Source organism: Acinetobacter sp. YH12094, from assembly GCF_013419295.1.
Lineage (GTDB): Bacteria > Pseudomonadota > Gammaproteobacteria > Pseudomonadales > Moraxellaceae > Acinetobacter > Acinetobacter amyesii.
Window position 1 is genome coordinate 92424 of record NZ_VPAK01000007.1, and the last position, 25212, is coordinate 117635.

Sequence of the window (25212 nt, forward strand, 5' to 3'; positions counted from 1 at the left end):
CATTGATGACTTAAATGCTTATGCAATTTTGCGCGTATCATTGAATTGCTGTTGTTTTTTGGCATAGCTTGCTGCTGCATCACGAACCCATTTGCCGCCTTCCCATGCTTTACGACGTGCTTCAATACGTTCATGATTGCATGGACCTTTACCTGCGATCACATTAAAGAATTCAGTCCAATTCACTTCACCAAACTCATAATGACCGGTCTCTTCATTCCACTTCAGGTCTGGATCTGGCACAGTTAAACCAAGCTGTAAAACTTGTGGCACGGTGTTATCCACGAATTTTTGACGTAAGGCATCATTACTAAACAGCTTAATTTTCCAATTCATGCTTTGTTCACTGTTTGGTGAATTGTCATCACTTGGACCAAACATCATGAGTGCAGGCCACCAAAAACGATTGACTGCATCTTGCGCCATTTGTTTTTGTTCAGGTGTGCCTTCAGCTAAACGCATCATGGCTTCAAAGCCTTGACGTTGATGGAAACTTTCTTCTTTACAAATACGCACCATGGCACGTGCATAAGGACCATACGAGGTACGGCACAAAGCAACCTGATTGACAATTGCCGCGCCATCGACCAACCAACCAATGGCTGCGACATCTGCCCAACTTAAGGTTGGATAATTAAAGATTGATGAATACTTCATGCGACCTGCAATCAGTTTATCCATCATATCGTCACGATCTGCGCCTAAGGTCTCAGCTGCGCTATAGAGATATAACGCGTGACCTGCTTCGTCTTGTACTTTGGCAAGTAATACCGCTTTACGTTTTAAGGTGGGCGCACGGGTAATCCAATTGCCTTCTGGCAACATACCAATCACTTCAGAATGTGCATGTTGTCCAATTTGGCGAATTAAAGTTTTACGATAAGCGTCTGGCATCCAATCCTTTGGCTCAATCGATACATTATTGACAATGTTGTCATCAAATCTTTGTTGTTGCGTGTTCATGTTGTCTCACTTATCCCAAGTGTTGTTAGATTCAAATTAATACGATACAAAAAATAATTCAATTGATTTTTATTGGTATCATATAAATATTTTTAACACCTATTAATAAGATATTGTTTTTATTTAATTAATATTTTTTTCATACTAAAAAATAATTTTTTCAACAAGGAATTTGATTGACAATCTGTTTTTTTGAATGCAATTTATGAAACACATATTATAAATTTAATATTAACAACGTATCATAAATGGAGTTATATCGATGTTGGATCTTGAGCAAAATTCACAAGACAATACCATTTCAGTGGATGGCAAATATGAGCCATCGGAATCTTTACTGCGCTTAAGTTCATTGGTTCTTGGACAAGAACACGTTGCATCAGAAGACTTACGTACAGTATTTCACGCCATTTCAGGTCAAGCCATTTACCAAGTCAGTAGTCATGGTATTGACACTCAAGCCGTGGTGCAATATGCCAAAACGCATGGTTCAAGTGTTGCCAATTGGACCTTTCATCAACGTGCCAATGCATTAAAGCAAATTGCACAGTACTTATTGGAACGTAAAGAAGACTACTATGCGCTTGCCACAGCAACGGGCTGTACCCGTAAAGATGCATGGATTGATATCGAAGGCGGTATCGGCACATTATTTGCCTATTCAAGCTTAGTACGCCGCGAACTCAGCGATGAAAAAGTTTGGATTGAAGATGACTTCATTCAACTGTCTAAACATGGTTCATTTGGTGCTAAGCATTTACTGAGTCCCAAAGCTGGCGTGGCAGTGCATATCAATGCCTTTAACTTCCCGATTTGGGGCATGCTGGAAAAAATTGCACCGACTTTATTGGCGGGTGTGCCGTGTATTGTTAAACCTGCAACAGAAGGTGCTCAGTTGACCCATGCAGTGGTGAAGGCCATTCATGAAAGTGGTTTCTTACCTGAAGGTGCATTACAGCTGATCTGCGGTCAAACCTACGATCTCTTTGAGCATTTAAATGAACAGGACACTGTGACATTTACTGGTTCTGCCTCAACGGGACAAAAATTACGTGCACATCCGCATTTAAATGCCTATTCCATTCCATTTAGCATGGAAGCCGATTCAGTCAACAGTGCCATCCTGACAACCCAAGCCTCAGATGAAAGCATTGATTTGTTTGTCCGTGAAATTTTCCGTGAAATGACCACCAAAGCCGGACAAAAATGTACCGCGATTCGCCGAGCATTTGTCCCTACGGCTTTATTAGAGACGGTGCAACAGCGTTTGATTGAGAAGCTGAAAAAAGTCGTATTGGGTGATCCAAGCCAAGAAGGTGTGACGATGGGTGCTTTGGCGAGCTATAAACAAAAGCTCGATGTTGCAGAAAAAGTCGAAATATTGGCACAAGATGCTGATATTATTTTTGGCAGTCATTTACGCCAAGATATCACGGTAAATGGTGCATATCATGAAAAATCAGCCTTATATCCACCTACAGTCTTACTTTGCCGTCAACCGCTTGATGCACAGTACGTCCATCAGGTTGAAGCGTTTGGCCCGGTGGTGACACTGATGCCGTATAGCACAGAAAGCGAGTTGGTAACCTTAGTCTCAAAAGGTGAAGGCAGTTTGGTGGCGTCCATTGTGCGCAATGCGGATGAAAATATTGAAAGCTTGGTCGCAAAAATTGCACCATGGCATGGTCGTCTGCATATTTTAGATACGGAAAGTGCGCGTGAAAGTACTGGCCATGGTTCACCCCTACCACTTTTAGTTCATGGTGGACCTGGGCGTGCAGGTGGCGGTGAAGAATTAGGAGGCTTACGTGCAGTCAAACATTATATGCAACGTACAGCATTACAAGGCTCTCCAAATGTGTTGACACAAATTGGTCATCGCTGGACAGCAGGTGCACAGGTCTTTGAAGATCGCGTACATCCATTTAAAAAGTCATTTGATGAACTGCGTATTGGTGAGCGTTTACTAACAGCACGCCGCACCATTACCGAAGCAGATATCGTTAATTTTGGTGGTTTGAGTGGCGACTATTTCTATGCACATATGGATAAAATTGCCGCTGCAGAATCATTATTTGGTGAACGCGTTGCGCATGGTTACTTTATTGTATCTGCAGCAGCCGGTTTATTTGTAGATGCCGCAGCAGGCCCTGTTATTGCCAATTACGGTATGGATAATTTACGTTTTGTAGAGCCGGTCAAAATTGGCGACACCATTCAAGTGGAACTGACCTGTAAGCAAAAAACACCAAAAACCTTGCGTGATCCAGAACAAAAACCTCACGGCGTGGTGGTGTGGGACATTAAAGTGAAAAACCAACGTGGTGAATTGGTTGCAACCTATGACATCTTAACGCTTGTCGAGCGTGATGTATAATTTCGACTCAACCAAAAAAGGAATCAATATGATTCCTTTTTTTTATTTCACAGATATATCTGTATCTTTTTTTTGTAAATAACATTGACGAATAATGAATTTCAACCTAAATTCGATTAATGATACTTTTTAAAACTAAAATAAATAATAAATGTATCAAATATATTTCAATAATAGCTTTGCACAGGAAGTTGCAAAATGAATGACAAAACAATGGTTTTAGAAACAGTTGGTTGCATCAAGCAACCTGCCATTTTAATCAAAGTAGGTAGTTTTATGGACATGAATAAAAGGAATTTCGCATGAATAATTCGCAAATAGAAATGAATACACCAGAACTTGCAATGGATATCCCCGAACAATCGAGGACACAGAAAATTGCTTTAGCAACCATCGTTGGTACCACCATCGAGTGGTATGATTATTTTATTTATGCTGCTGTTGCAGGTTTAGTTTTTAACCAACTTTTTTTTACACCTGCCGGACCTGCTTTCGGAACTCTATTAGTCTTCGCCTCGATTGGTATTAGTTTTATTTTCAGACCCTTTGGTGCCTTTATTGCAGGTTACTTTGGCGATAAATTAGGACGTAAAGCTGTACTCGCTATGACTTTGCTTTTGATGGGTGGGACGACGACCATGATTGGTTTACTTCCAACCTATGAGAATATTGGTATCGCAGCTCCGATCATTTTAATTTTATTGCGTATTTTACAAGGTATTTCTGCAGGTGGTGAATGGGGTGGAGCTGTATTAATGGCTGTTGAACACGCTCCTACCAAAAAACGTGGCTTATTTAGTTCATTTCCACAGTTAGGTGTACCACTAGGTTTGTTACTTGCATCCTTTGTTCTGGTGATTATGACCGCTTATGTTTCTCCTGGTGACGCATTTTTAGAATGGGGATGGCGCGTACCATTTTTACTCAGTATTATTTTATTTGGTTTAGGCTATTGGATTCGTCGCTCCGTTGAAGAAAGTCCAGTGTTCGAACAATTAAAAGAGCGTAAAAGCACAGCAAAAAAACCAATACGGGAACTATTTTCTGAGTATAAAAAACTTATTTTAACAGCTTCCCTTCTTACTGCTGGTACAACTTCACTTGGTTATATGACAGCAGGCGGTTTCATTCAAAGTTTTACTACTAATCCAAATGGCATGGCGTTAGATCGACCAACAATTTTGAGTTTAGTCTGTACTTCTGCAGTCATTTGGACATTCTTTACTTGGCTTTCAGCAGTCATGTCCGATAAATTTGGTCGAAAACCTATTTATATTTTAGGTTCAATCATCCAAATTTTAACTGCACTATTCTTATTCCCATTGGTTAGCACTGGTGAATATGTATACATTATGCTTGGTTTAGCAATACTCGCTATGGGAATTGGAATCACCTATGGTGTGCAAGCTGTTTATTATTCTGAACTCTTTCCTGCATCTATTCGATTCTCTGGTATTTCGATTACTTATGCACTGGGTTCAATCATTGGTGGTGCATTTGCTCCCCTGATTGCTGCAGCTTTAATCACTAAAGCTAACGGCATTTTCTTGGTAAGCACCTATCTGACGGTTATGGCTGTTATTGCTTTCATTGCAATCTGTGTACTTAAAGACCGCACAGGTATTACACTGGAACCAACCGATGAAGCTGAGAATGCACAAAAGAAATCGCCATTTGTTTGGAAATAATCTTAGCGTTTAGATTTTTAAAATGACTTGCACATGATGTCATTAAAAATAAGACTTGACTCGGACTTTTCAATCCGAGTTTTTTCTTGACTGATGCTTATAAATTTCTGCATATACTAACAGTCAAAAGAAGTATAGGCTGACTAACTAAAAATGAATTGTTTAAATTAATTATTTTATGAATGTTAATTCTTCTTTTATTAATTTTACGCTTATAAATCTCATACCCAAGATCTTATCTAGAGTGTTTCTTTGTTTTTAAGAAATTTTAGTCTTGCAAAATGGCTTCGGAAATATGTTAAATATTGAATATGAATCACATTTCAGTTCAAGCTCCCACTTTTTTCAACTCGCTCAGGTTATAATGATCGTCTCCCAAAATACGATTGATCTAATATGAGCACCTCCAATGACCCTTTACACGGCAAAAGACTTGCTGACATCTTGGATGAATTATTGGATTACTACGGCGGTTTTGAGGGCTTAAGCCGTAAAATTGAAATTAGATGTTTTTGCATAGATCCAAGCGTTAAATCATCACTACGATTCCTACGTACTACACCTTGGGCACGTGAAAAAGTAGAAAGCTTATATTTGTATGTCTTACGCCAAAAAGCCAAACAGAAAGCATAACGATTAATACCTAAGCTCAAATAATCTTGTATAGCAGTTTGTGTTTTAAGATAAAATGAAACTGCTGAATCCTTCTAGCTATTCCTTGCACGCAGTATTTTCGCCTCAGATTTAATTCGATCCCTATTATGAGCAATCCTTTTTCCCAGCATCCTCAAATTGGTGTAGTTACTACATTTTCTGAATTGATTCACAGTCATTTCGAAGGTCAAATGAATGCGCTTTGCTGGCAACGTAGCTTACAAGGTGACTTTAAAGAAGTAGTCAAAAAACTCGAACTGATTGAAAATATTACTGAAGTTTCTATAGATTATCTGATGGAATTAAAGCTTTCAGCGCAAGGTCATTTAGCTAGAGAAATCATTTTAAATGACATGCAACAATTAACAGCATTTGGTGCATCACCCTCGCTGAATTTGCTTAAATGTTATGAACGCGATGATCAATTCGATTTCATCTCAACCGATGTTTATTCTTTTCATGTTGATCGATCACCCATCGCTACCGATACCTTTTTATGTACGTATTATGGTGCTTCTAGTGATATTGTGCCAAATGATCAAGTCACACAAAAAATCTTAATTCCTGAAATACGAGAGCAACTCAAAGCTTTATACGATGGCCCTGACTCAGAGTTTGATGACTTTTTAAAGGAATATTTTTTTGATTTACATTATCAACTCAAAGACAATGCTGTGCCTGTAAATTTAGGCAATGGTTATCTATGGCGTTTAGCGGTGGATCATCCTACACAGCCAGTTTTACCTTGTGTGCACCGCGCACCTGTTGAAAATGCAGGTGAATATCGGCTTATGCTGATTTGCTGATTTGCTGATTTGCTGATTTGCTGATTTGCTGATTTGCTGATTTGCTGATTTGCTGATTTGCTGATTTGCTGATTTTAAATATTAATGGATCCTGAGTCCATACGATCCATTCTGTCTAATGAATGAACCGTAATTGAGATCGAGCTGAATTAAGGCAGCGGTAAAGCACTGGCAGTAGCCAAATATCTGTTTGTGCTTGGTCGTATTGTACCTTGGCAAATGCAGATTCGAAATTGCTGACATTTTCCGCAAAAGTACTTTGTAAGGCCATCGAAATACCAACAGCTAAGCCTAGACGTATAAACGCCGTAAAATATAAAGACATGATTTTTCCCACTCATTTATTAAAAAAAAGTGGCGGGAATGTTTTAGGCTATCCCGCCATTAGCGGGGCATAAACAGGAGGAGGTGTTTGCAGTAAGAGATCAGGCGCTTGATAAAGATTCGTCCAAACAAATTTTGGCAAATATTCAAAGGCCTGATGTGCAATAAAAAGAATCGATTGTTGATTTTGCACAATCAAATGCGTCATAGACGGCAAATGGTCTTGATGATCTTCACCGAGTTGCAGATCACTTGCGGTATTTTTGACTGGTTTATTACTTGATTCAGATGCTTGATGCAACGAATGCTGTGGATTGGTTTCACTGCTGACGCATAAGGTATTTTGATGATGACCAAAATGATAGCTTTGAACAACTTGGGTTTGCTCTTCATGCACACAGAAAGCGGCTGCCACGTTCCAAAGGCTTTGGAACATGAACAATCCGACTAAGACTGTTATCCATGTCGCAGAACGCATATTGCATCAATCAAGAAAATTTGAATGATGATAAAGCTTGGAGTCAGTCGAAGGTCAAGTGAATTTTTGAATTTGTCTTAAAAATGGATTGCCATAGAGATATAACCTAACCCATTCGCCTTAATCCCCTTACATGGCACATTCTAAAGACAATCCATTGGTTCACGTTTACGATTTTTATCAGCGATACCTTTATTTTTAATTCAGTTCGGAATCATTCTTCAACTTAGCTTTTCTTGTCACCACTATGCCGCAGAGAACTACCAATGTCGTAACACCTAAAGATAATGAAGTCTCATAACTGTAGGCTGGAGATAAAAACATATAGATCAGCACACTTAAAATCACAATAATGACAGCCCATGTCAGCCATGGAAATAGCCACATTTTAAACGCAACCTCAGTTCCATTTTTTTCGATTTGTGTTCTCAATTTAAGCTGTGAAAATGCAATCACTAAATAAACCAATAAGGCAATTGAACCTGTGGTTGAAAGTAAAAATCCAAATACTTGGCCTGGAAATAAATAATTGACTGCACAGCACATTAAGCCCACTACAGACGATGCAAATACAGCAATAGCAGGTACACCAGAGGCATTAATTGATGTGACCCATTGAGGTGCTTCTTTGCGTGTCCCCAATGAAAATAGCATCCTTGATGAACTATAAAGTGCAGCATTCATACAACTTGCAACTGCAATAAAGACTACACTATCAATAATCAATTTTGATTGAGGGACATTTAAACTGACCAAGACATATTGGAAAGTGCCTAATTGTTGTAATTGTGGTGAACGCCAATCTACCAGTGCAACCGTTATAAAAATTGAAACCACAAAAAATAAGATGACCCGATACAGTACTAAATTGGTTGCACGTTTAATTTTTTGTTCAGGATCTTTTGATTCTGCTGCAGCGATAGACAGTATTTCTACACCAAAGAATGAAAATGCTGAAATCAATATTGCTGAAAGTACACCACCCAGGCCATTTGGCATAAATCCATCATTTTTAAACAGATTTTCTACACCACTTACATTAGGTGCTAAGGGCCAAAACCCCAATATGGCGGTGAGTCCAATGCCGATAAAAATTACAATAGCCAAGACTTTTATCAGAGAAAACCAAAATTCAAACTCACCAAAACTCCGAGTACTAAAAAAGTTCGCTAAACTGAGAAGCACAATAAAGAATGTCGCAAATACAGCACTTGATATTGAAGGAAACCATGCATGCAGAATTTCTGCACCAGCGATTGCTTCAATTGGAATAACTAAAACCCAAAACCACCAATATAACCATCCGATGGTAAAGCCCGCCCAAGGCCCAATGGCTTTTCTTGCATAGGTTGAAAATGAGCCGGTGTCAGGTTGAGCTACAGCCATTTCTCCCAACATTCGCATGATTAAAAAAACCAAAATACTGGTAGTAATATAAGCAAGAACGGCGGCAGGCCCTGCTTTTGCAATCGCAGCAGATGATCCAACAAACAGTCCAGCACCAATTACACCACCAATACTGATCATTGTAATATGCCGATTAGATAGCCCTGCACCCAGTTTTGCAGTTGAATTATGTGTGGCTAAGCTATCATCATGCATCGATTAGATTCCCTGTCTGCACGGTCAGTCGTACAAATCATTATTTCCAAGATCATTAGGAATAAAAAAGGGAAAACGCTGTGTTCTCCCTTGTTTTGTAACAATTTAATCTAGAAAATGAGTTTTTCATAGTTCTAATCAAAACTTTAAGATGCAGCTTAATACCATTTTTTCATCTAATTCACTGTTATTACTTATATAATTTATATTTATTTAAAAACTTATTTGACCATTTTCTAGATACAAAATATGGGCTTTTAAATAATCTAACTCATCGCCATGATGCGTAACATATATCATCGGCAGCGCCAACTGTTTTTTCACCGTGTTTAAAAATGGCAATATTTGATCTTTCAGCCTGCGGTCCAGTCCTGTCAGCGGTTCATCTAACAGCAGTAAGTCAGGCTGTGACAGCAATGCGCGTCCTATGGAAACGCGCTGCGCCTCACCGCCAGAAAGTTCATGCGCCCGCCGTTTGAGCAGTGGCTGTAACTCAAGCAGATTAGTCACTTGCTCAAATTTAAATTTCGCATTTTCCTGAGCGCCTAGGTTCTCCGCATATTGTAAATTTTGCTGCACATTCATATGCGGGAAAAGCCATGCTTTTTGGAAAATCAGCGCAATACGGCGTTTATGCATCGGCACGTTAATCTTCTGCGCCGTATCGAACACATCACGCTGATTCAGCGATATATAACCTTGCTGCGGCTGCAGCAAACCAACCAAATTTTTCAGCAGCGTAGACTTGCCGCTGCCTGATGGCCCCATAATGCCAAGCAGCTGTTCTTGCATCTGCAGCCGAGCCTGCAATTGAAAATCTGCATATTGAAACTGAAAATCACACTGAAGCATGGCCGGCTCCGAGTTTTCGCTGATAGCGCTGTAAAATATAATAATTGGCAATCAATGCGCCCAAAGCCGCCAGCAGTGAAAGGATCACTAAACGCATTGCGGATTCTTCGCCATTGGGCTGCTGTATCAGCGAATAGATAGCAATTGGAATGGTTCGGGTTTCATCAGGAATATTACCCACAAAGGTAATGGTTGCGCCAAATTCGCCTAAACTTCGGCTAAATCCTAAAATGCTCCCGATTAAAATGCCCGGCAATGCCAGCGGCAGGCTAATTGATGCAAATACCCGTAACGGATGCGCGCCTAGTGAGCCTGCAACCTGCTCCAGCTGCTGATTAATCATTTGAAAAGACAAACGGATCGGCTGCACAATCAGCGGAAATGACACAATCATGGATGCTAAAACGGCGCCTTTCCAATTAAAAGCCAGTTGAATGCCCCATTCATTGAGCAGCTTGCCGATCCAGCCATTTGAACCAAACAGCACCAATAGCAGATAACCTAAAACCACCGGCGGCAGCACCATCGGCATTTGTAACAGCGCTTCGACTAAAAATTTCAAATGAAACTCATAGCGCGCCAGCGCCCAAGCCAGCCCAATAGCAAATGGCAAGCAAAATACAGTGGCGCAAACGGCAACCTTAGCCGACAGAAACAAGGCGCTCCACTCTTCTGGGCTGAGCATGCTTTAGCCTTTCACACCAAAGCCATAATGCTTAAAAAGCATTTTGCTTTGCGCATGGTCTTTAAGATAACGGTAAAACTTCACGGCCTCAGGTTTAGCTGCGCCTTGATATGTTAAAGCCAATGGATAAATGATCGGTTGATGAGTATGATTTGGAAAAATCCCGGCTATTTTAACTTTAGAACTGATCAGCGCATCGGTACGGTAAACAATCCCCGCTTGGCACTCACCGCGTTCAACAAAAGCCAAAGCCGATCGTACATCATCTGTCCCGACAATCCTTCCATTCAAACTTGATAGCCAGCCCAACTTGGTTAGGCTTTGTTTAGCATATTTTCCAGCAGGTACAGACTCCATTTGCCCTGTACATAAGTGACCTTTGAATGCCTTGGCAAAATTAAACTGCGGCACGGCTTTAAATTGCATATTCACCGCTTTAGGCGTAATCAGCACCAAATCATTGCTTAGCATGTTGAATACTTGCTTTGCAGGTATTTTCTGTTTTTGCACCAAATAATTCATCCAGTCCACATCTGCTGAAAAATACAAATCACTTGGCGCACCGGCTTCAATCTGTTTGGCTAAAGCAGATGACGCGCCAAATACCGGTACAATTTTGATGTCTGGATTCTGTGCCTGATATTGCTTTGCAATATCGCTGATAGCATTGCTTAAACTGGCTGCAGCATAAATTTTGACTGTTTCCGCCTGAGATGCGCCAGCAATGAAGCTCAGTCCTAGTGCTAAAATAAATTTGAATCGCATAGCAAACTCCTAATGCTGAATAAATACGCCTTGAAGAATTTGTCCTGCTTGCACAGACTGCCCTGCAGGAATCCGAACAATGCAATTGGCTTGCATTAAATTGCTCAACATATGCGACTGCTGTTTAGACAGGCTGGTTAGTTGAAGCTTGCCTTGCTTATCAAAGTGCGCCGACATTCTTAAAAACCGCTCACGTGCATCTGCTTTTAGGTCATGTGTCATGACTGCGCTGAACCAGTCCAGCGCAGGTGTTTGACCTTGTAGGGCTTTCAATAATCTATCTGTATAAATTTGCATGCCGACATAGACTGCAGCGGGGTTGCCCGGCAGTCCGAGTAAATAACAGGAACTGCTGTCAGGACGTCGATATTGTGCAAACAGCATCGGTTTGCCGGGTTTTTGTTTCACTTTCCAGAAAATTTGCTGAAAACCGATGTCCAAGGCTGCCGGCCGAACAAAATCATAATCACCGACAGATACGCCGCCAGTCGTTATAATTAAATCAAAGCTGTCTTTTAAACGGTTGAATAAATCTAAAACCGCCTGTTTTTCATCTGCAATATGAATCACTTCAACTTGGACGTGCTGCGACTGAAACCATACTAAAATCAGCGGCGCATTGGCATCAAATATTTTACCAGCACGGTAATCTTCTATATTTTGCGCAACTTCATCACCTGTAATTACGACCGCAATTTTCGGATAGGCAAAAACTTCGCAGTGTGAAATACCAGCCATACTGAGCGCTGCAATTGATCCAACCGTCAGCTTTTGACCACGCGCTGCTAAACATTGTCCAAATGAAATTTCCTCACCTGCATCTCGAATATCTGCATGCGGGCTTAAGGCTGCAGTCAGTTCAATCTGCTGTCTATCCGCCTTCACTATTTCTTGCCGCGCCACAGTTGCCGTGCCTTCAGGAATCGGCGCGCCGGTAAATATCCGGACAGCTTGGCCTGCTTTTAAAATAGTTTCAGCTGTTTGCCCTGCACGGATTTCTCCAATGAGCTCAAATTGCGCGCCGGGTTTAATTTCACCCGCTGCGCAAATGGCATAGCCATCCACTGCGCTTTGCGCAAATAAAGGCAGCTGAATTGGTGAATGCACATCTGCCGCCAAATAACGGCCTAAAGCGTGCTGAAGCGCCAAAGTTTCATGCGCTAAACTTTGCGTATGTGTCTGAATCAGCGTAAGCGCTTCGTCCACTGAAATCAGTCCAGCCTCGGCCCCGCAGCCTGCGTGCAATACGGCTTGGTTCATTGGTAGCCTCCTGCATGCGGAATATTCTTCTGCACATCAAATAGATGCACCAAGGCAGGTAAAATGGCAATCAATGATTCTTTTGCGCCTTGTCTGCTGCCCGGCAGTGTAATGACTAAACTGTCATCAATATAGCCGGCAACACCGCGGCTGAGGGCCGCATAAGGGGTGCGTTTCTGCCCAAAACTGCGGGATGCTTCCATCAGCCCTGGAATTTCCCGTTTTAACAGCGGCTGAATGGTTTCAACGGTTAAATCTTTCTGGCCTAGACCTGTACCGCCCACGGTCAAAATCAGCGGATATTGCGTCTTATGCTGTTCAATAAGAGTCAAAAGCTGTTCAGGACTGTCCGGTATCACTTGATAGCTGATGTTGCTGAAGTTTGCTTCTTCTAAAATTTCGAGGACATTTTGCCCTGCAGTATCTGATTTTTTACCGGCAGCAACCGTATCTGAAAGCACAATAATCGACGCCGATAAGCTTTCTTTCAATACACGGGTAAAATGTGATTTACCGCCTTTTTTCTTTTGCAGTTTCACCTGATCTAGGCATAAATCTTCAGGCTCACAGTGCGGTTTCAGCATGTCATACAGCGTTAAACCGGCAAGACTGACCGCAGTTAATGCTTCCATTTCCACACCCGTTGGGCCAATGGTTTCGACCACAGCACTGATTTCGACATGCGCCTCAAATAATTCATATTCGACATCTGCACGGTAGATCGGCAGCGGATGACACAGCGGAATGAGTTCATCCGTGCGTTTTGCGCCCAATATACCTGCAATCCGTGCGGTTTTCAGCGCATCGCCTTTTTCTGTATTGCCATTACGCAGCAGTTCAATGCAATGTGGCGGCGCATGCAGAATTCCAGTTGCAATGGCTGTACGGTAACTTTCCGCTTTCATGCCCACATTTTTCATTGCTTTGTCCTTATCTTATTCATTTGCATGTGCAGTATTAAATTTGGAGTTTTATAGGTGCCATTGGTAAATATTGGCGTTCAAATGCATGGTCTGATGGCTGTTTTGATGTGCATGTTCACATGACTCGCCATGAATATGAGCATGCTGCGCTGCATGACTTGTCGCCTTGAGCACATGATCTTTACGAATACAGCAGCCCTCTACATATTGGCTGCTGCCGTCCATATAAAACTCTTCTTTCCAGACCGGAACTTCATGCTTAACCCGCTCAACCGCTTCTTCGCAGGCAGCAAAAGCCTCACGTCGGTGCGGCGCATAGGCCATGGCGATAATGGCGGTATCACCGACCTGCAGCGCGCCAATACGGTGTACAACCCGTACATATGACACGCCGTATTTGGCTTGAACTTCCTGTTCAATTTGACGGATCATTTTTTCAGCCACAGGCGCATAAGCGGTATATTTCAAAGCTTTTACCGCTTTGCCTTCATGGTGATTACGCACCGCGCCTATAAATACACCTATACCGCCGCATTCAGGAAATGCCTTAATGCTGTCAAAATCGGCTTGGCTGAATACCGTGTCTTGTATGCGTGAAATATGCTTGAGCTCCATATTCAGCCTCCCGCCACAGGTGACAACAGCACAACGGTACTGTCCTGCATCAATGCGGTTTGCCTTGGCACAATGTCTTCTCCCATAGCGCAGGCGCAGCGTTCAAGCATGTCGAATGACTGCGGAAATTGATCTGCGACCTGCAGCAAAACCTCTGCGATTGACTGCTGTTCGAAGCAAGTCAGACTCAAATTCTCTGGCAGCAGGCGTTCAATAGCGCCAAAAGATTCTATTTTGATGGTGATCTGACTCATCATTAACCTCCAATCATATGCATGCTGATTTTTCTAGATGGGCTGGATTGGGCAGTTATGGCATGAAAGCCTTGCTCCTTCTGCCAAATATAACTGCCTAATTTTTGCTGCAAAGCCATTGCATCGAGCGGCATTAACTCTGTTGTTTTACTGCTTTTCAGCTGTTGAATTTCATGGCTGAGATTTAAACCTTTTCGGGCAAACAGGCAGTTAAAAAACTCGCCTTGCGCATTCAGTCTCAAACGGTCGCAGCTGCCGCAAAAAGAATTGCTGATGGTTGAAATAATGCCTATAGGCAAGCCGTTGATTAAGTATGATCTGGCTGGCGATGTGCCTTGACCGTGCAGTGTTTGCACTTCAAAAACAGTATTGAGTTTATCCAGTATGTTTTGTTCGGTAACGACCGCAGCTTTAGACCAGTTTTGATCGCCATCCAGCGGCATAAACTCGATAAACCGTAGTTCGAAACCTTTTTGCAGCGCCCATTTTGCTAATGGAATGATTTGCTGTTCATTCAAGCCTTTGATTAACACAGCATTGATTTTGATTTCAAAGCCCGCTTGCTGAGCTGCTTCAATCCCATCTAATACAGGCTGTAATTGTTTTTGTGTCAGCTGGAAAAATTGCGCTTCATCCAAACTGTCTAAGCTGATATTTATGCCATCTAGGCCAGCTTGTTTTAGGGCCTGTGCATATTGCTTCAGATAATGTCCATTGGTTGTCATGGAAATACGTTTAAGGCCTAGCTTTCTGAGGTGCTGCAGCTGTTCAATAAAATGTACAACGCCTTGACGCATAAGAGGTTCACCGCCGGTGATCCGGATTTGATCAATCCCGCGCAGCACCATAAACTCACAAAAATTGTAAAGTGATTCAAAACTAAGAAGATTATGTTTTTTCATCCATTCAGGATGTTCAGGCATACAATAGACACATTTAAAATTACAGCGGTCTGTCACTGAAATGCGCAACTTGCGTTTTTCACGGCCAAACTGATCCTTAAAAATGGTCGCTGGCTGTAATTGTGTCATGCTGTTCATGTTTATCTTCCATGGTGCTGTCATTTGCCCTGTCTTAGCTCAGTACAAATTTTGCGCCCTCTTTTCTTGCAGTAAAAATTGCAATAAGTGTTCCAACTTTGCGCTTTTTTGAATATTTATTTCAGAGGATTTGGTTTGTTTTTTTTGACACACAAAATCAATAACTTATAAATAACTAATAGCAATTAAAAATATAAATTGCCGTTAAGCCCATTATCTAAGGTATAAAAGCAGTCTGTTTTATCTCTAGATATCATGCTCAAAAGCTTCATATTGGCTGTAGATTTTCTCTCTGGGTTCAAAAACAGCACATTAGGCTCATTATTTGAAAGGAAAGCTCCGCAAAAGGTACAGCTTTTAGAGAAAATTCAGCTGACGGTGCTGCTGCAGCTCATCTAGAGAGTTAATGCTGTGAAAAAAGAGTGCATTATTTTGAAAACGTGCAACTTGCATGTGCATTTTACTAAAACACCCCTTCAAACTGCGCTGTTTTTGATCAAGATGCACCTGCAGCATTGTGAGACTGCTTCGTTTCAGCAAACAAAATGGATACAGCGCTTTGCCATTAATTTCCACTACAGCTACTTCACACAAGGGATCCCGCTGCATGGCCTGATGCAATCTCGAAAGCACTTTCTTCGGGATATAGGTCACATCGCACGGGACAAACAAAACATAATCAGACTCAACATGTGACCACGCGCTTTTCATCCCCATCAATGGCCCTAAAAATCCGGCTTCATCATCTTGATAAAAGCGGATCGAGGGAATGAGCCGTTTATAAATCGAATGATCGCGATGGCTGTTGATCCAGACATTTTCAGCCCGTGATTTCAACTGCTGATGGATCTTAATCAGCTGAATTTCATTATCAAATTTTTGCAGCACTTTATTCATGCCGTTCATTCTGCGGGCCTGACCGCCCGCCAAAATAACCAAGTCTGTTTCTGGATAGCCTATTGATTTGGTGATTTTCTTCATCATTCTGCGTACTCCGTCTGACAGGCTTTAATTAAGCCTCGAATTTCTGATAAGCACGAACCGCAATTGCCGCCAGCCTTTAAACATGCAGTAACTTGTTTTTCATGGGTAATATTCTTTTCTTTAATGGTTTCGATAATGGTATTTTTACCGACTTTAAAGCAGCTACACACCAGCGGACCTGCACTGTTGGTCATGTTCATCGGCTGACCTGCAAGCAGCGCTTTGCGGTGCATTGCGCTTAGTCGTTCACGCTTAAACATGCCAGCAATCCAATCACGGTCTGGCAGCATAGAGCGTTGCGCAATATATAGACTGGCAATTAAATGCCCATCTTGCAGCACCACGGTATGACTCAAATCGGCAGTTTGATCTTCCAAATTCAGCCATTCAAAGCTTTCATCGGTAAATGGCAGTAATGTTTTCAGCTGCTGAACTGTGTTTCTAAATTTTTTACGATCTGCCAACTCAAAACGTGTCGCTTTCGCTGTTTTAATTTTGGTCCACCACACCGTGTTTTGAATGGTGTTTTGCACCATTTGCTCAAAGCCGTCACGTACATACAGTACACCTTGCCACTGTGTATAAAACGGCTGTACAAATACAGGTGTATGTTTAAATTCAGGCTCACCAGATAGTGCATCGACCACAGGATTCACCACTTTGCCAATACGCGCATCCGATGCGACTTGGTCATTCCAATGAATTGGCGCAAAAATTTGACCGCGTCGAATTTTACTGCTGACCTGTGCACGTAAAATACATAAGCCCCAGTTAGATTTCACCTCAACCAGTTCACCATCTTTAACACCAAACTTCAGTGCATCTTGCGGGTGTATTTCACAAAATGGTTCGGCGATATGTGTACTCAAGTTTGCAGATAAACCCGTACGGCTCATGGTGTGCCATTGATCACGGATACGGCCAGTATTTAAAACCAGCGGATATTCGCCGCAAATCTTGTTCAAAGGGTCAATAGCGGTTGTTGCTACAAACTTAGCTTTGGCATCGGCATGGCTGAATTGGCCTGCTGCAAACAAACGGCTGACTGCATCAGCGCTCTGATCTAACTGCCAAACTGGCCATTGCACGGGCTTTAATTCAGCATAATCTTGTGCAGATAACTTACTTAAACCCTGCAAGTTAAAGTAGCGAAAAGACTCAGTTGTATCACGTTGATCTAAAGGCGCATTTTGATAGGCAGATAATTTTGCATGTTCAATAAAGATTTCATGAGCATTGTTAAAGTTAAAACCTGAAAAGCCCATTTTTTTCGCCACTTGTGCAATAGACCACCAGTCTGCTCTGGCTTCACCCGGCGCATCTAAAAAAGCAGTTTGACGTGAAATACGGCGTTCAGAATTGGTAACGGTTCCGTCTTTTTCACCCCAGCCCAATGCAGGTAAAAGCACATCTGCATATATTGCTGTGTCTGTGTCTTTGCAAATATCCGACACCACTACAAACTCGCATTGCTCTAAGGCACGTTTGACTTGATCTGCATCTGGTAAGCTAACTACAGGATTAGTAGCCATAATCCAGATGACTTTTATTTTGCCGCTTTCAACCGCCTGAAACAGATCAACCGCTTTTAATCCCGCTTTATTGGCAATAAATGGACTTTGCCAAAACGCTTGTACTAATGCCTGATGCGCTGTGTTATCGACATCTAAGTGCGCAGCCAGCATATTGGCTAAGCCGCCAACCTCGCGGCCACCCATTGCATTGGGCTGACCTGTCATAGAAAAAGGCGCTGCACCTAATTTTCCGATTTTGCCAGTCAGCAAATGGCAGTTAATAATACTGTTGGCTTTGTCTACACCGCGCGAAGACTGATTAACCCCCATCGAAAATAGCGACATAACTTTGTCAGTTTGCGCAAATTTTTCAAAAAATAGCTGTAATTTTTCTAAAGAAATACCTGTACGCTCAGCAACTGCTGTCATAGAAGCTTCTGTTTTACTTTGCTCCAGCGCTTGCGCCAAACCTTGAGTATGTTTGGTGATAAAATTTACATCACTATGATTATTTTGTACTAAATACTGCAGCAAACCGTTGAACAGTGCGACATCTTGCCCCGGTAAAATTGGCAAATGCAAATCTGCAGCCTCACAGGTACTGGTAAAGCGCGGATCAATGACCACCACGAACAAATCACGTTCTTCTTTGGCTTTCATAATGCGCTGATACAGCACGGGATGGCACCATGCTGTATTGGATCCGACCAGCACCACCATATCTGTATGCTCAAAGTCTTCATAGCTTGCTGGTACAAGGTCTTCACCAAATGCACGCTTATGTGCCGCCACAGCCGATGACATGCAAAGCCGTGAATTGGTGTCAATATTTGCAGTACCTAAATAGCCTTTGACAAATTTGTTAACGGCATAGTAATCCTCCGTCAGCAGTTGGCCCGACACATAAAAAGCGATGCTTTCACGTCCGTAAAGATCTATACATTGCTGAAATTTTTTGGCAATCAGTGCTGTTGCTGTGTTCCAATCTGTAGCCTGACGAGTATGAAATGGTGATGTTTGACGCCCAAGCATCGGCTGTAAAACACGTGTTTCTAATCCAATCGTATCGGCTAAGTTACTGCCTTTAATGCACAGCTTGCCATAGTTTGATGGATGGTTCGCATCGCCAGTCACGCTCACTTTTTGCCCTAAAGCTGTCTGTTCAACTGTTGCGCTCACGCCGCAGCCGACACCGCAATATGGACAAGTGGTTTGCGTTGTTTTAATTTTATTTTCTGTGGAGCTATGCAGTTCCACTATCGGGATGCTATTCACTTCTGCTGGCTCCTTTTCCAATTCTAACGAGGTATTGCAATAATTTTTAATATTAGACTACTTGCATAAGTAGATTTTTAATCAACACTTAATTCATATAGGAAGTTTCCTCTCCTTTTAAAGGATGAGGAACATAGTTCCGCAAGTGGGAGAGGATTTATATGAAAAGCCCCCTCATCCTAACCTTCTCCCAGTGGGAGAAGGGACTTTCAAAATTAAAGACGCATTACCCTGCTTTCTTTAATGCAAAATCCTTACCAAACAGCAATTTGTTTCGGATACTTGAAATTGGAGTTTGATCTGAAATCAATTCTGCATACCATGCCCCGTCTTCAGTATCGCCAAACAGCACAGCACCAATCACTCTATCTTTTTGAATAATAATGCGTTTATAGATTTGGCGTTTTTCATCATTCAAAATAATGTCTTCAAAATCATCCAACGGTTCAAAGTTGCCTGCAGAAAAAACATCACAGCCGCTGACTTTTAACTGCGTCGGAACCGTAGGCGCTTTGAAGGTTAAGCTGCCATGTTCGGCCAAATGCGATGCACAAATGAATGCCTGTCCCCAAAGCGGTTCAACTAAACCGAAAGTTTGGCTTCGGTGTTCAATACATTCACCCACCGCATAAATACTCGGATCAAAAGTTTGCATGGTGTCATTCACCATGACACCGCGGCCGCAGCGCAGTCCTGCACTTTGCGCAAGCTCAATATTCGGACGAATACCCACCGCAAAAACCACAAGATCTGCATCTAAAACAGTACCGTCTTGCAAACGCAGCTGCTTCACATGGCCATCTTCACCCATCAACTCTTGGGTATTTGCTGCGGTCATGATTTTTATACCTTTTTGTTCAATCGCATGATTGAGCATTAAGCTGGCTTTTTCATCTAACTGACGGTCCATAATACGATCCATCAAATGCAGTACTGTGACATTCATGCCACGCTGTTTCAGGCCATACGCAGCCTCTAGGCCAAGTAAACCGCCGCCAATCACCACTGCATTTTGCTTAGATTTACAGTAATCCAGCATGCGGTTTACATCATAAATATCACGGAAGCTGAGAACACCTTTTAAGTCAGTTCCCGGTATAGGCGGAATAAATGGCTTAGAACCTGTCGCTAAAATCAGACGGTCATAATCGATGACCAAGCCTTTTTCTGTGTATACCTGCTTGCGCGGACGGTCTATGCGTACCGCCGCATCACCTGCTACAAAACGGATATTTTTGTCTTTATACCAAGCATGTGAATGCAGCATGATATCTTCAATGGTTTTATCACCTGAAAGCACAGGTGAAAGCATAATTCGGTTGTAATTACCCCAAGGTTCTTCACCAATGACCGTAATTTCATAACGCTCTGGCGCCATATCCAGCAGATCTTCTAAGCAACGCATACCTGCTAAGCCATTGCCGACCAAAACAAGTTTCATCAACTCAGACGATGGCGCGTTATTGGTAATATAGGTTTTTTGAGCAGTTGGACTAATCAGCACACGGCCATTTTCAATTTTGCTTGGAAAAACCAGGAGTTTTTGGTCTTTATCTTCTAAGCAGCGTCCAGTAGCAAGGCTGAAATGCTGTTTATAAATGGGTGATGCCACAACACGCTCACCCTGCAAGTCACCAATAATACCGCGGGACATAACATAGGCTTGACTAAACGGATCTTGATTGCTCAGTGCATAAACCCGCTTTTCTTCACCGACACGGAATATCGCAATTTGCTGATTTTCAATCAGTGCGCCCACACCTGTATTTGGCGTAATATCATCTAATGCACAAATATCAAACCAGTCTAAATCATTCATTTCTTTTAAAACTGTCATCTTTAAGTTCCTCTTATCATTCTTTAGCTTTATTAGATCTCTTACAGAAGTTCTTTTTATCCATAAATTCATTTAGATCTAAATTCCCTCTCCTTTTAGGAGAGGGTTAGGGAGAGGTATTTGTTAAAACTCTTCATCCTAGCCTTCTACCTGAGCCATATAAGGTCTAAGTAAAGGAATTTATACTTTGAAAAATAATGGAAAATTTTAATTTTAACTTTCGTAAGATCTCTATTGCTGTGATTAAGCTTCAACCACTGGAATGCGTGACGAATCGCGTTCAGCTTCTGTTTTGGGTCTGATTTGACCGCGAACGGATGCAAACTGAATATGCGGATCATTTTGCTGTTCTGCTTTTGCATTCACGAAAGTCACAAAGCGTTTACGTACTTCAGGATCTTCTACAGCGGTACGCCATTCATCTTGATATGTCCCCACAACATGGCTCATACGGCGTTCAAGTTCACCCGCTACGCCAAGCGAATCATTCACAACGACATCTTTCAGGTAATCTAAACCGCCTTCCATGTTGTCGCGCCATACAGAAGTACGCTGCAAACGGTCTGCTGTTTGAATGTAGAACATAAAGAAACGGTCAATGTATTTGATCAATGTTTGCGTATCTAAGTCAGAAGCCAATAATTCTGCATGACGCGGTTTCATACCGCCGTTACCGCATACATAAAGGTTCCAGCCCTTTTCTGTCGCAATCACGCCAACATCTTTACTTTGCGCCTCAGCACATTCACGGGTACAGCCCGACACAGCCATTTTCAGTTTGTGCGGTGAGCGAAGGCCTTTGTAGCGGTTCTCTAAAAAAATCGCCAAGCCGACTGAATCGTCCACGCCATAACGGCACCAAGTACTGCCGACACAAGATTTCACCGTACGCAGTGATTTGCCGTAGGCATGGCCAGACTCAAAACCAGCAGCAATCAATTTTTCCCAGATTTCAGGCAGTTGATGCACTTGTGCACCAAACATATCAACACGCTGACCGCCTGTAAGTTTGGTATATAGACCATATTCTTTGGCAATTTGACCCACGGCAATTAATCCGTCCGGAGTAACTTCACCGCCCGCCATACGCGGTACAACCGAATATGAACCGTCTTTTTGAATATTGCCGAGGTAGTAGTCATTACTGTCTTGCAAGCCCGCATGGCTTGGTTTAAGTACAAAGTCATTCCAGCATGACGCTAGGATATTGGCTGCCGTCGGTTTACAGATATCACAGCCTAAACCATGGCCATGCTGTTGAATCAGGTCATCAAAGGTTTTGATTTCGTTCACACGTACCAAGTGATAGAGCTCTTGGCGTGAATAAGCAAAGTGTTCACATAAATGGTTATTTACAGTTACACCTTGACGCTGAAGCTCCGATTTAAGTACTTGAGTGACTAATGGCGCACAGCCGCCGCAAGCTGTTGCAGCTTTAGTACATTTTTTCAATGCGCCTAAAGAGGTCGATCCGTCTGCAATGGCTGAACAAATATCTGCTTTAGAGACGTTGTTACATGAACAAATCGTTGCGCTGTCTGGCAGCAGATCGACACCGCTTCCGCCCGATTTACCTGCAGATTGTGCATAACCAGGCATGATTAGGCTTTCTGGGCTTTCTGGAACTTCTAAGCCATTCAGCATCATTTGCAGCAGGTCATTGTATTCTTTAGCACAGCCCACCAATACTGCACCTAGCAGCTTAGTTTTCTCTGCATTCACGACAATTTTTTTATAAACCTGAGCTGCTTCATCTGCATAGAAATAACTTAAAGAATTTGGTGTCATTGCATGCGCATCGCCAACAGATGCAACATCAACACCCATCAGTTTCAGCTTGGTGCTCATATCCGCACCAGCGAAAAGCGTGCAGTTTTGTTCCATCACATGCTTTGCTGCAATACGCGCCATGTCATAGCCCGGTGCAACTAAGCCATAAATTTTATTCTGCCAAAGCGCACATTCACCAATGGCATAAATGTCAGGGTTTGAAGTTTGGCAATAATCGTTAATCGCAATACCGCCACGTTCACCAATCGCTAGACCGCTTTGGCGCGCTAATTCATCGCGCGGGCGGATACCTGCAGAGAATAAGATGATATCGGTTTCCAGTTCAGAACCATCACCAAACTTCATCACGTGCTTCGCATTTGCACCATCTTCGATGCAAGATGTCGCTTTTTGCGTATGGACTTTAACACCTAGATTTTCAATTTTAGAGCGTAAAACTTTACCGCCTAGATCATCAATCTGAACTGCCATTAAGCGTGGTGCAAATTCAACAACATGGGTTTCTAAGTTTAAATCACGCAGCGCTTTTGCTGCTTCTAAACCCAATAAACCGCCGCCGATCACCACACCTGTTTTAGCATTGAAGCTTGCGGCACGGATGGCATCCAAGTCTTCAATGGTACGGTACACAAAGCAGTTTTCACGCTCATTGCCTGGAATTGGCGGCACAAATGCATATGAACCTGTTGCGAGCACCAGCTTGTCAAAAGAAAGAATATCACCGTGATTGGTCGTGACCGTTTTATTACGCTGATCAATTTCAACCGCTTTGGTGCTCAGGCGTAAATCTATACCGTATGCATCAGCAAAGTCGCTGCGGCACAGGGTTAAGTCTTTCGCTGACTTGCCGCTGAAGTATTCAGTTAAATGCACACGGTCATAAGCAAGACGCGGCTCTTCAGCTAAAATGGTTAATTCAACATCATCACCTGCGTGTTCCAGTACAGATTCGATAAACTTGTGGCCAACCATGCCATGTCCAATCATCATGATTTTCATATTCTTACTCCGCAATATTTTTTTTGTTTGCCCCTAAAGCGCTATGTTTTGTTTAGAGGCAACTTTCAGTATTAGTTTTGAGCTTCAGCTAGATTTCTTTCATTCACAGCTTGTTCAAACAAACGCTGTTCTTTTTCTTTATGCTCTACAGAGAAGCGGATCATCAGTACACAGCTGGCTGCAATCACCACCAAACCGCCAAGCACCATTAGCGTGGTTTGTATATCCAGCATGCCTTTAAGCAAAAAACCTGCAGCCACTGCACCTACGTTACCGCCTGCGCCGATAATGCCTGCCACGCCGCCTAAAGCATCACGGTCAATGAATGGCACCAAGGCATAGGTTGCGCCGCACGCCATATGGGTGAAGAGCGCAAAGACTGTCATGGCAAGAATGGCGAAGATTGGCGTGCTCATTTGCGAGAACAGTATTAAAAACAGTCCTTCTAGCAGAATCATCGCAAACAGAACTTTGGTACGGCCATCCAAGCCTTTGGTAGTCGCGACTTTGTCTGAAACAATGCCGCCGAGCGCGCGGGCAAACAGTGCCAATAGACCGAAGATCCCTGCTGCCATACCCGCTTCTTTTAATCCAAATTGGAAGTTGTCGACGTAATACAGCGCAATAATGTTGTGAATAAAGATTTCTATACCAAAGCAAGCTGCATAAGCGCCAAATAAAATCCATACGCGATAGTTACGTGCAGCGTGCATGAGAATGGCTACACCGCCTTTTTTATCTGAACCGACTGCAACGCCTTGTTCACGCAGTTCTTTAAAGTTGCCTTGCGGGCAGTCTTGGGTAAATTTCCAATACAGCGCGCCTACGATCAACATCATCACACCCGGTACAATCAGCGCAATGCGCCAGCCCATCGCTTGCTCTACACCAAACATAACGAGTGCGCTAAGCAATAAAGGCATGAGGGCTTGAGTTGCACCGCCGCCTGCATTACCCCAGCCTGCGGTTGCCGCATTGGCTGTACCCACCACATTAGGCGCAAACATAATGCTAGTGTGGTATTGCGTGATGACAAAGCTTGCGCCGATCGCACCGATCAGCAAGCGGAAGAAAAGAAAAGATTCATAGCTATTCGCAGATGCAACCCCAAAGACTGGGATGCTGCCGACAATTAATAATGCTGTATATGTTTTACGCGGGCCGTATTTATCACATAAAGGCCCAACGATCAGACGAACTAAAATGGTGATTGCAACCGCAGCAATATTAATATTAGCGATTTGGTCTTTTGTTAGATTAAATTCACCTGCAATCACTGGCATCAAAGGCGCACAGGCAAACCATGCAAAGAAGCAAACAAAGAATGCGAGCCAACTCATGTGGAAGGCCTGCATTGCTGCTGAAGAAAAATTAAATAGACTTATTTTTGTGGCTTTTTTGGCATTTAAATTTGAAGACATAACCTTCTCCTGACTGAACTGAACGCATGAATTACTCGGTTATGTCGCTAACACATAACAGAGTCGATCAGAACGGACGTCGTTGGCCGTCTAACAAATTTTTAG

At 42.5% G+C, this 25212-nt stretch carries 21 protein-coding genes; 4 read left to right on the forward strand and 17 right to left on the reverse strand.

What is annotated here, in order from left to right:
• Positions 1-18: 18 nt before the first annotated feature.
• Positions 19-963, reverse strand: coding sequence for a 1,2-phenylacetyl-CoA epoxidase subunit PaaA (gene paaA, locus FTU34_RS07475; RefSeq protein ID WP_111884663.1), 945 nt, complete (start codon positions 961-963; stop codon positions 19-21).
• Positions 964-1225: 262 nt separating this feature from the next.
• On the opposite strand from paaA, the gene paaZ reads away from it, so the two are divergent.
• The 4 genes from paaZ (at position 1226) to FTU34_RS07495 (ending at position 6488) form a co-directional block, all read left to right on the forward strand.
• Positions 1226-3340 carry a phenylacetic acid degradation bifunctional protein PaaZ gene (gene paaZ, locus FTU34_RS07480; RefSeq protein WP_180035203.1) on the forward strand — a complete coding sequence of 705 codons (2115 nt, stop codon included), beginning with the start codon at positions 1226-1228 and terminating at the stop codon, positions 3338-3340.
• 302 nt (positions 3341-3642) lie between these two features.
• Entirely contained in the window at positions 3643-5028 is a 1386-nt protein-coding gene (locus FTU34_RS07485) for an MFS transporter (RefSeq protein WP_180035202.1), read from the forward strand.
• Positions 5029-5424: 396 nt separating this feature from the next.
• The gene (locus FTU34_RS07490; protein WP_180035201.1) at positions 5425-5661 is read left to right on the forward strand and encodes a VF530 family DNA-binding protein; all 237 of its coding nucleotides are present in this window, start codon (positions 5425-5427) and stop codon (positions 5659-5661) included.
• A gap of 128 nt (positions 5662-5789) precedes the next feature.
• Positions 5790-6488 (forward strand): DUF1826 domain-containing protein, encoded by a 699-nt coding sequence (locus tag FTU34_RS07495; RefSeq protein ID WP_180035200.1) that lies wholly within the window; start codon positions 5790-5792, stop codon positions 6486-6488.
• A 115-nt stretch (positions 6489-6603) separates the two neighbouring features.
• On the opposite strand, the gene FTU34_RS07500 is transcribed toward FTU34_RS07495, so the two are convergent.
• From FTU34_RS07500 to FTU34_RS07575, 16 genes are all read right to left on the reverse strand, one after another.
• A complete protein-coding gene (locus tag FTU34_RS07500; protein WP_180035199.1) occupies positions 6604-6813 on the reverse strand; it encodes a hypothetical protein in 210 nt (69 codons plus the stop codon).
• A 48-nt stretch (positions 6814-6861) separates the two neighbouring features.
• Entirely contained in the window at positions 6862-7290 is a 429-nt protein-coding gene (locus tag FTU34_RS07505; RefSeq protein ID WP_218950050.1) for a cation efflux protein, CzcI-like, read from the reverse strand.
• A 198-nt stretch (positions 7291-7488) separates the two neighbouring features.
• Positions 7489-8892 carry an amino acid permease gene (locus tag FTU34_RS07510; RefSeq protein WP_180035198.1) on the reverse strand — a complete coding sequence of 468 codons (1404 nt, stop codon included), beginning with the start codon at positions 8890-8892 and terminating at the stop codon, positions 7489-7491.
• Between the two features lie 213 nt (positions 8893-9105).
• Entirely contained in the window at positions 9106-9744 is a 639-nt protein-coding gene (locus FTU34_RS07515) for an ATP-binding cassette domain-containing protein (protein WP_180035197.1), read from the reverse strand.
• On the reverse strand, positions 9731-10429 hold the full coding sequence (gene modB / locus FTU34_RS07520; protein WP_180035196.1) for a molybdate ABC transporter permease subunit: 699 nt from the start codon (positions 10427-10429) through the stop codon (positions 9731-9733). Before modB ends, FTU34_RS07515 begins: the two co-directional genes overlap by 14 nt.
• 3 nt (positions 10430-10432) lie before the next feature.
• The gene (gene modA, locus FTU34_RS07525) at positions 10433-11194 is read right to left on the reverse strand and encodes a molybdate ABC transporter substrate-binding protein (RefSeq protein ID WP_180035195.1); all 762 of its coding nucleotides are present in this window, start codon (positions 11192-11194) and stop codon (positions 10433-10435) included.
• A gap of 9 nt (positions 11195-11203) precedes the next feature.
• Positions 11204-12454, reverse strand: coding sequence for a molybdopterin molybdotransferase MoeA (locus FTU34_RS07530; protein ID WP_180035194.1), 1251 nt, complete (start codon positions 12452-12454; stop codon positions 11204-11206).
• Positions 12451-13374 carry a bifunctional molybdenum cofactor biosynthesis protein MoaC/MoaB gene (gene moaCB, locus FTU34_RS07535; RefSeq protein ID WP_078193752.1) on the reverse strand — a complete coding sequence of 308 codons (924 nt, stop codon included), beginning with the start codon at positions 13372-13374 and terminating at the stop codon, positions 12451-12453. Before moaCB ends, FTU34_RS07530 begins: the two co-directional genes overlap by 4 nt.
• A 51-nt stretch (positions 13375-13425) precedes the next feature.
• The gene (locus tag FTU34_RS07540; RefSeq protein WP_180035193.1) at positions 13426-13992 is read right to left on the reverse strand and encodes a molybdenum cofactor biosynthesis protein MoaE; all 567 of its coding nucleotides are present in this window, start codon (positions 13990-13992) and stop codon (positions 13426-13428) included.
• A 2-nt stretch (positions 13993-13994) separates the two neighbouring features.
• Positions 13995-14246: a MoaD/ThiS family protein gene (locus tag FTU34_RS07545; protein ID WP_078193754.1), complete on the reverse strand. Its 252-nt coding sequence runs from the start codon at positions 14244-14246 to the stop codon at positions 13995-13997.
• A 2-nt stretch (positions 14247-14248) separates the two neighbouring features.
• The gene (gene moaA / locus FTU34_RS07550; protein WP_078193755.1) at positions 14249-15286 is read right to left on the reverse strand and encodes a GTP 3',8-cyclase MoaA; all 1038 of its coding nucleotides are present in this window, start codon (positions 15284-15286) and stop codon (positions 14249-14251) included.
• A 357-nt stretch (positions 15287-15643) separates the two neighbouring features.
• Positions 15644-16267: an NTP transferase domain-containing protein gene (locus tag FTU34_RS07555; protein WP_143221703.1), complete on the reverse strand. Its 624-nt coding sequence runs from the start codon at positions 16265-16267 to the stop codon at positions 15644-15646.
• Positions 16267-19059: a nitrate reductase gene (locus tag FTU34_RS07560; protein ID WP_180035192.1), complete on the reverse strand. Its 2793-nt coding sequence runs from the start codon at positions 19057-19059 to the stop codon at positions 16267-16269. Before FTU34_RS07560 ends, FTU34_RS07555 begins: the two co-directional genes overlap by 1 nt.
• 226 nt (positions 19060-19285) lie before the next feature.
• Positions 19286-20896, reverse strand: coding sequence for a nitrite reductase small subunit NirD (nirD, locus tag FTU34_RS07565; protein WP_180023671.1), 1611 nt, complete (start codon positions 20894-20896; stop codon positions 19286-19288).
• Between the two features lie 243 nt (positions 20897-21139).
• Positions 21140-23686: a nitrite reductase large subunit NirB gene (gene nirB, locus FTU34_RS07570; protein WP_218950048.1), complete on the reverse strand. Its 2547-nt coding sequence runs from the start codon at positions 23684-23686 to the stop codon at positions 21140-21142.
• Positions 23687-23757: 71 nt separating this feature from the next.
• Entirely contained in the window at positions 23758-25107 is a 1350-nt protein-coding gene (locus FTU34_RS07575; protein WP_180035191.1) for an MFS transporter, read from the reverse strand.
• Between the last annotated feature and the right edge of the window lie 105 nt (positions 25108-25212).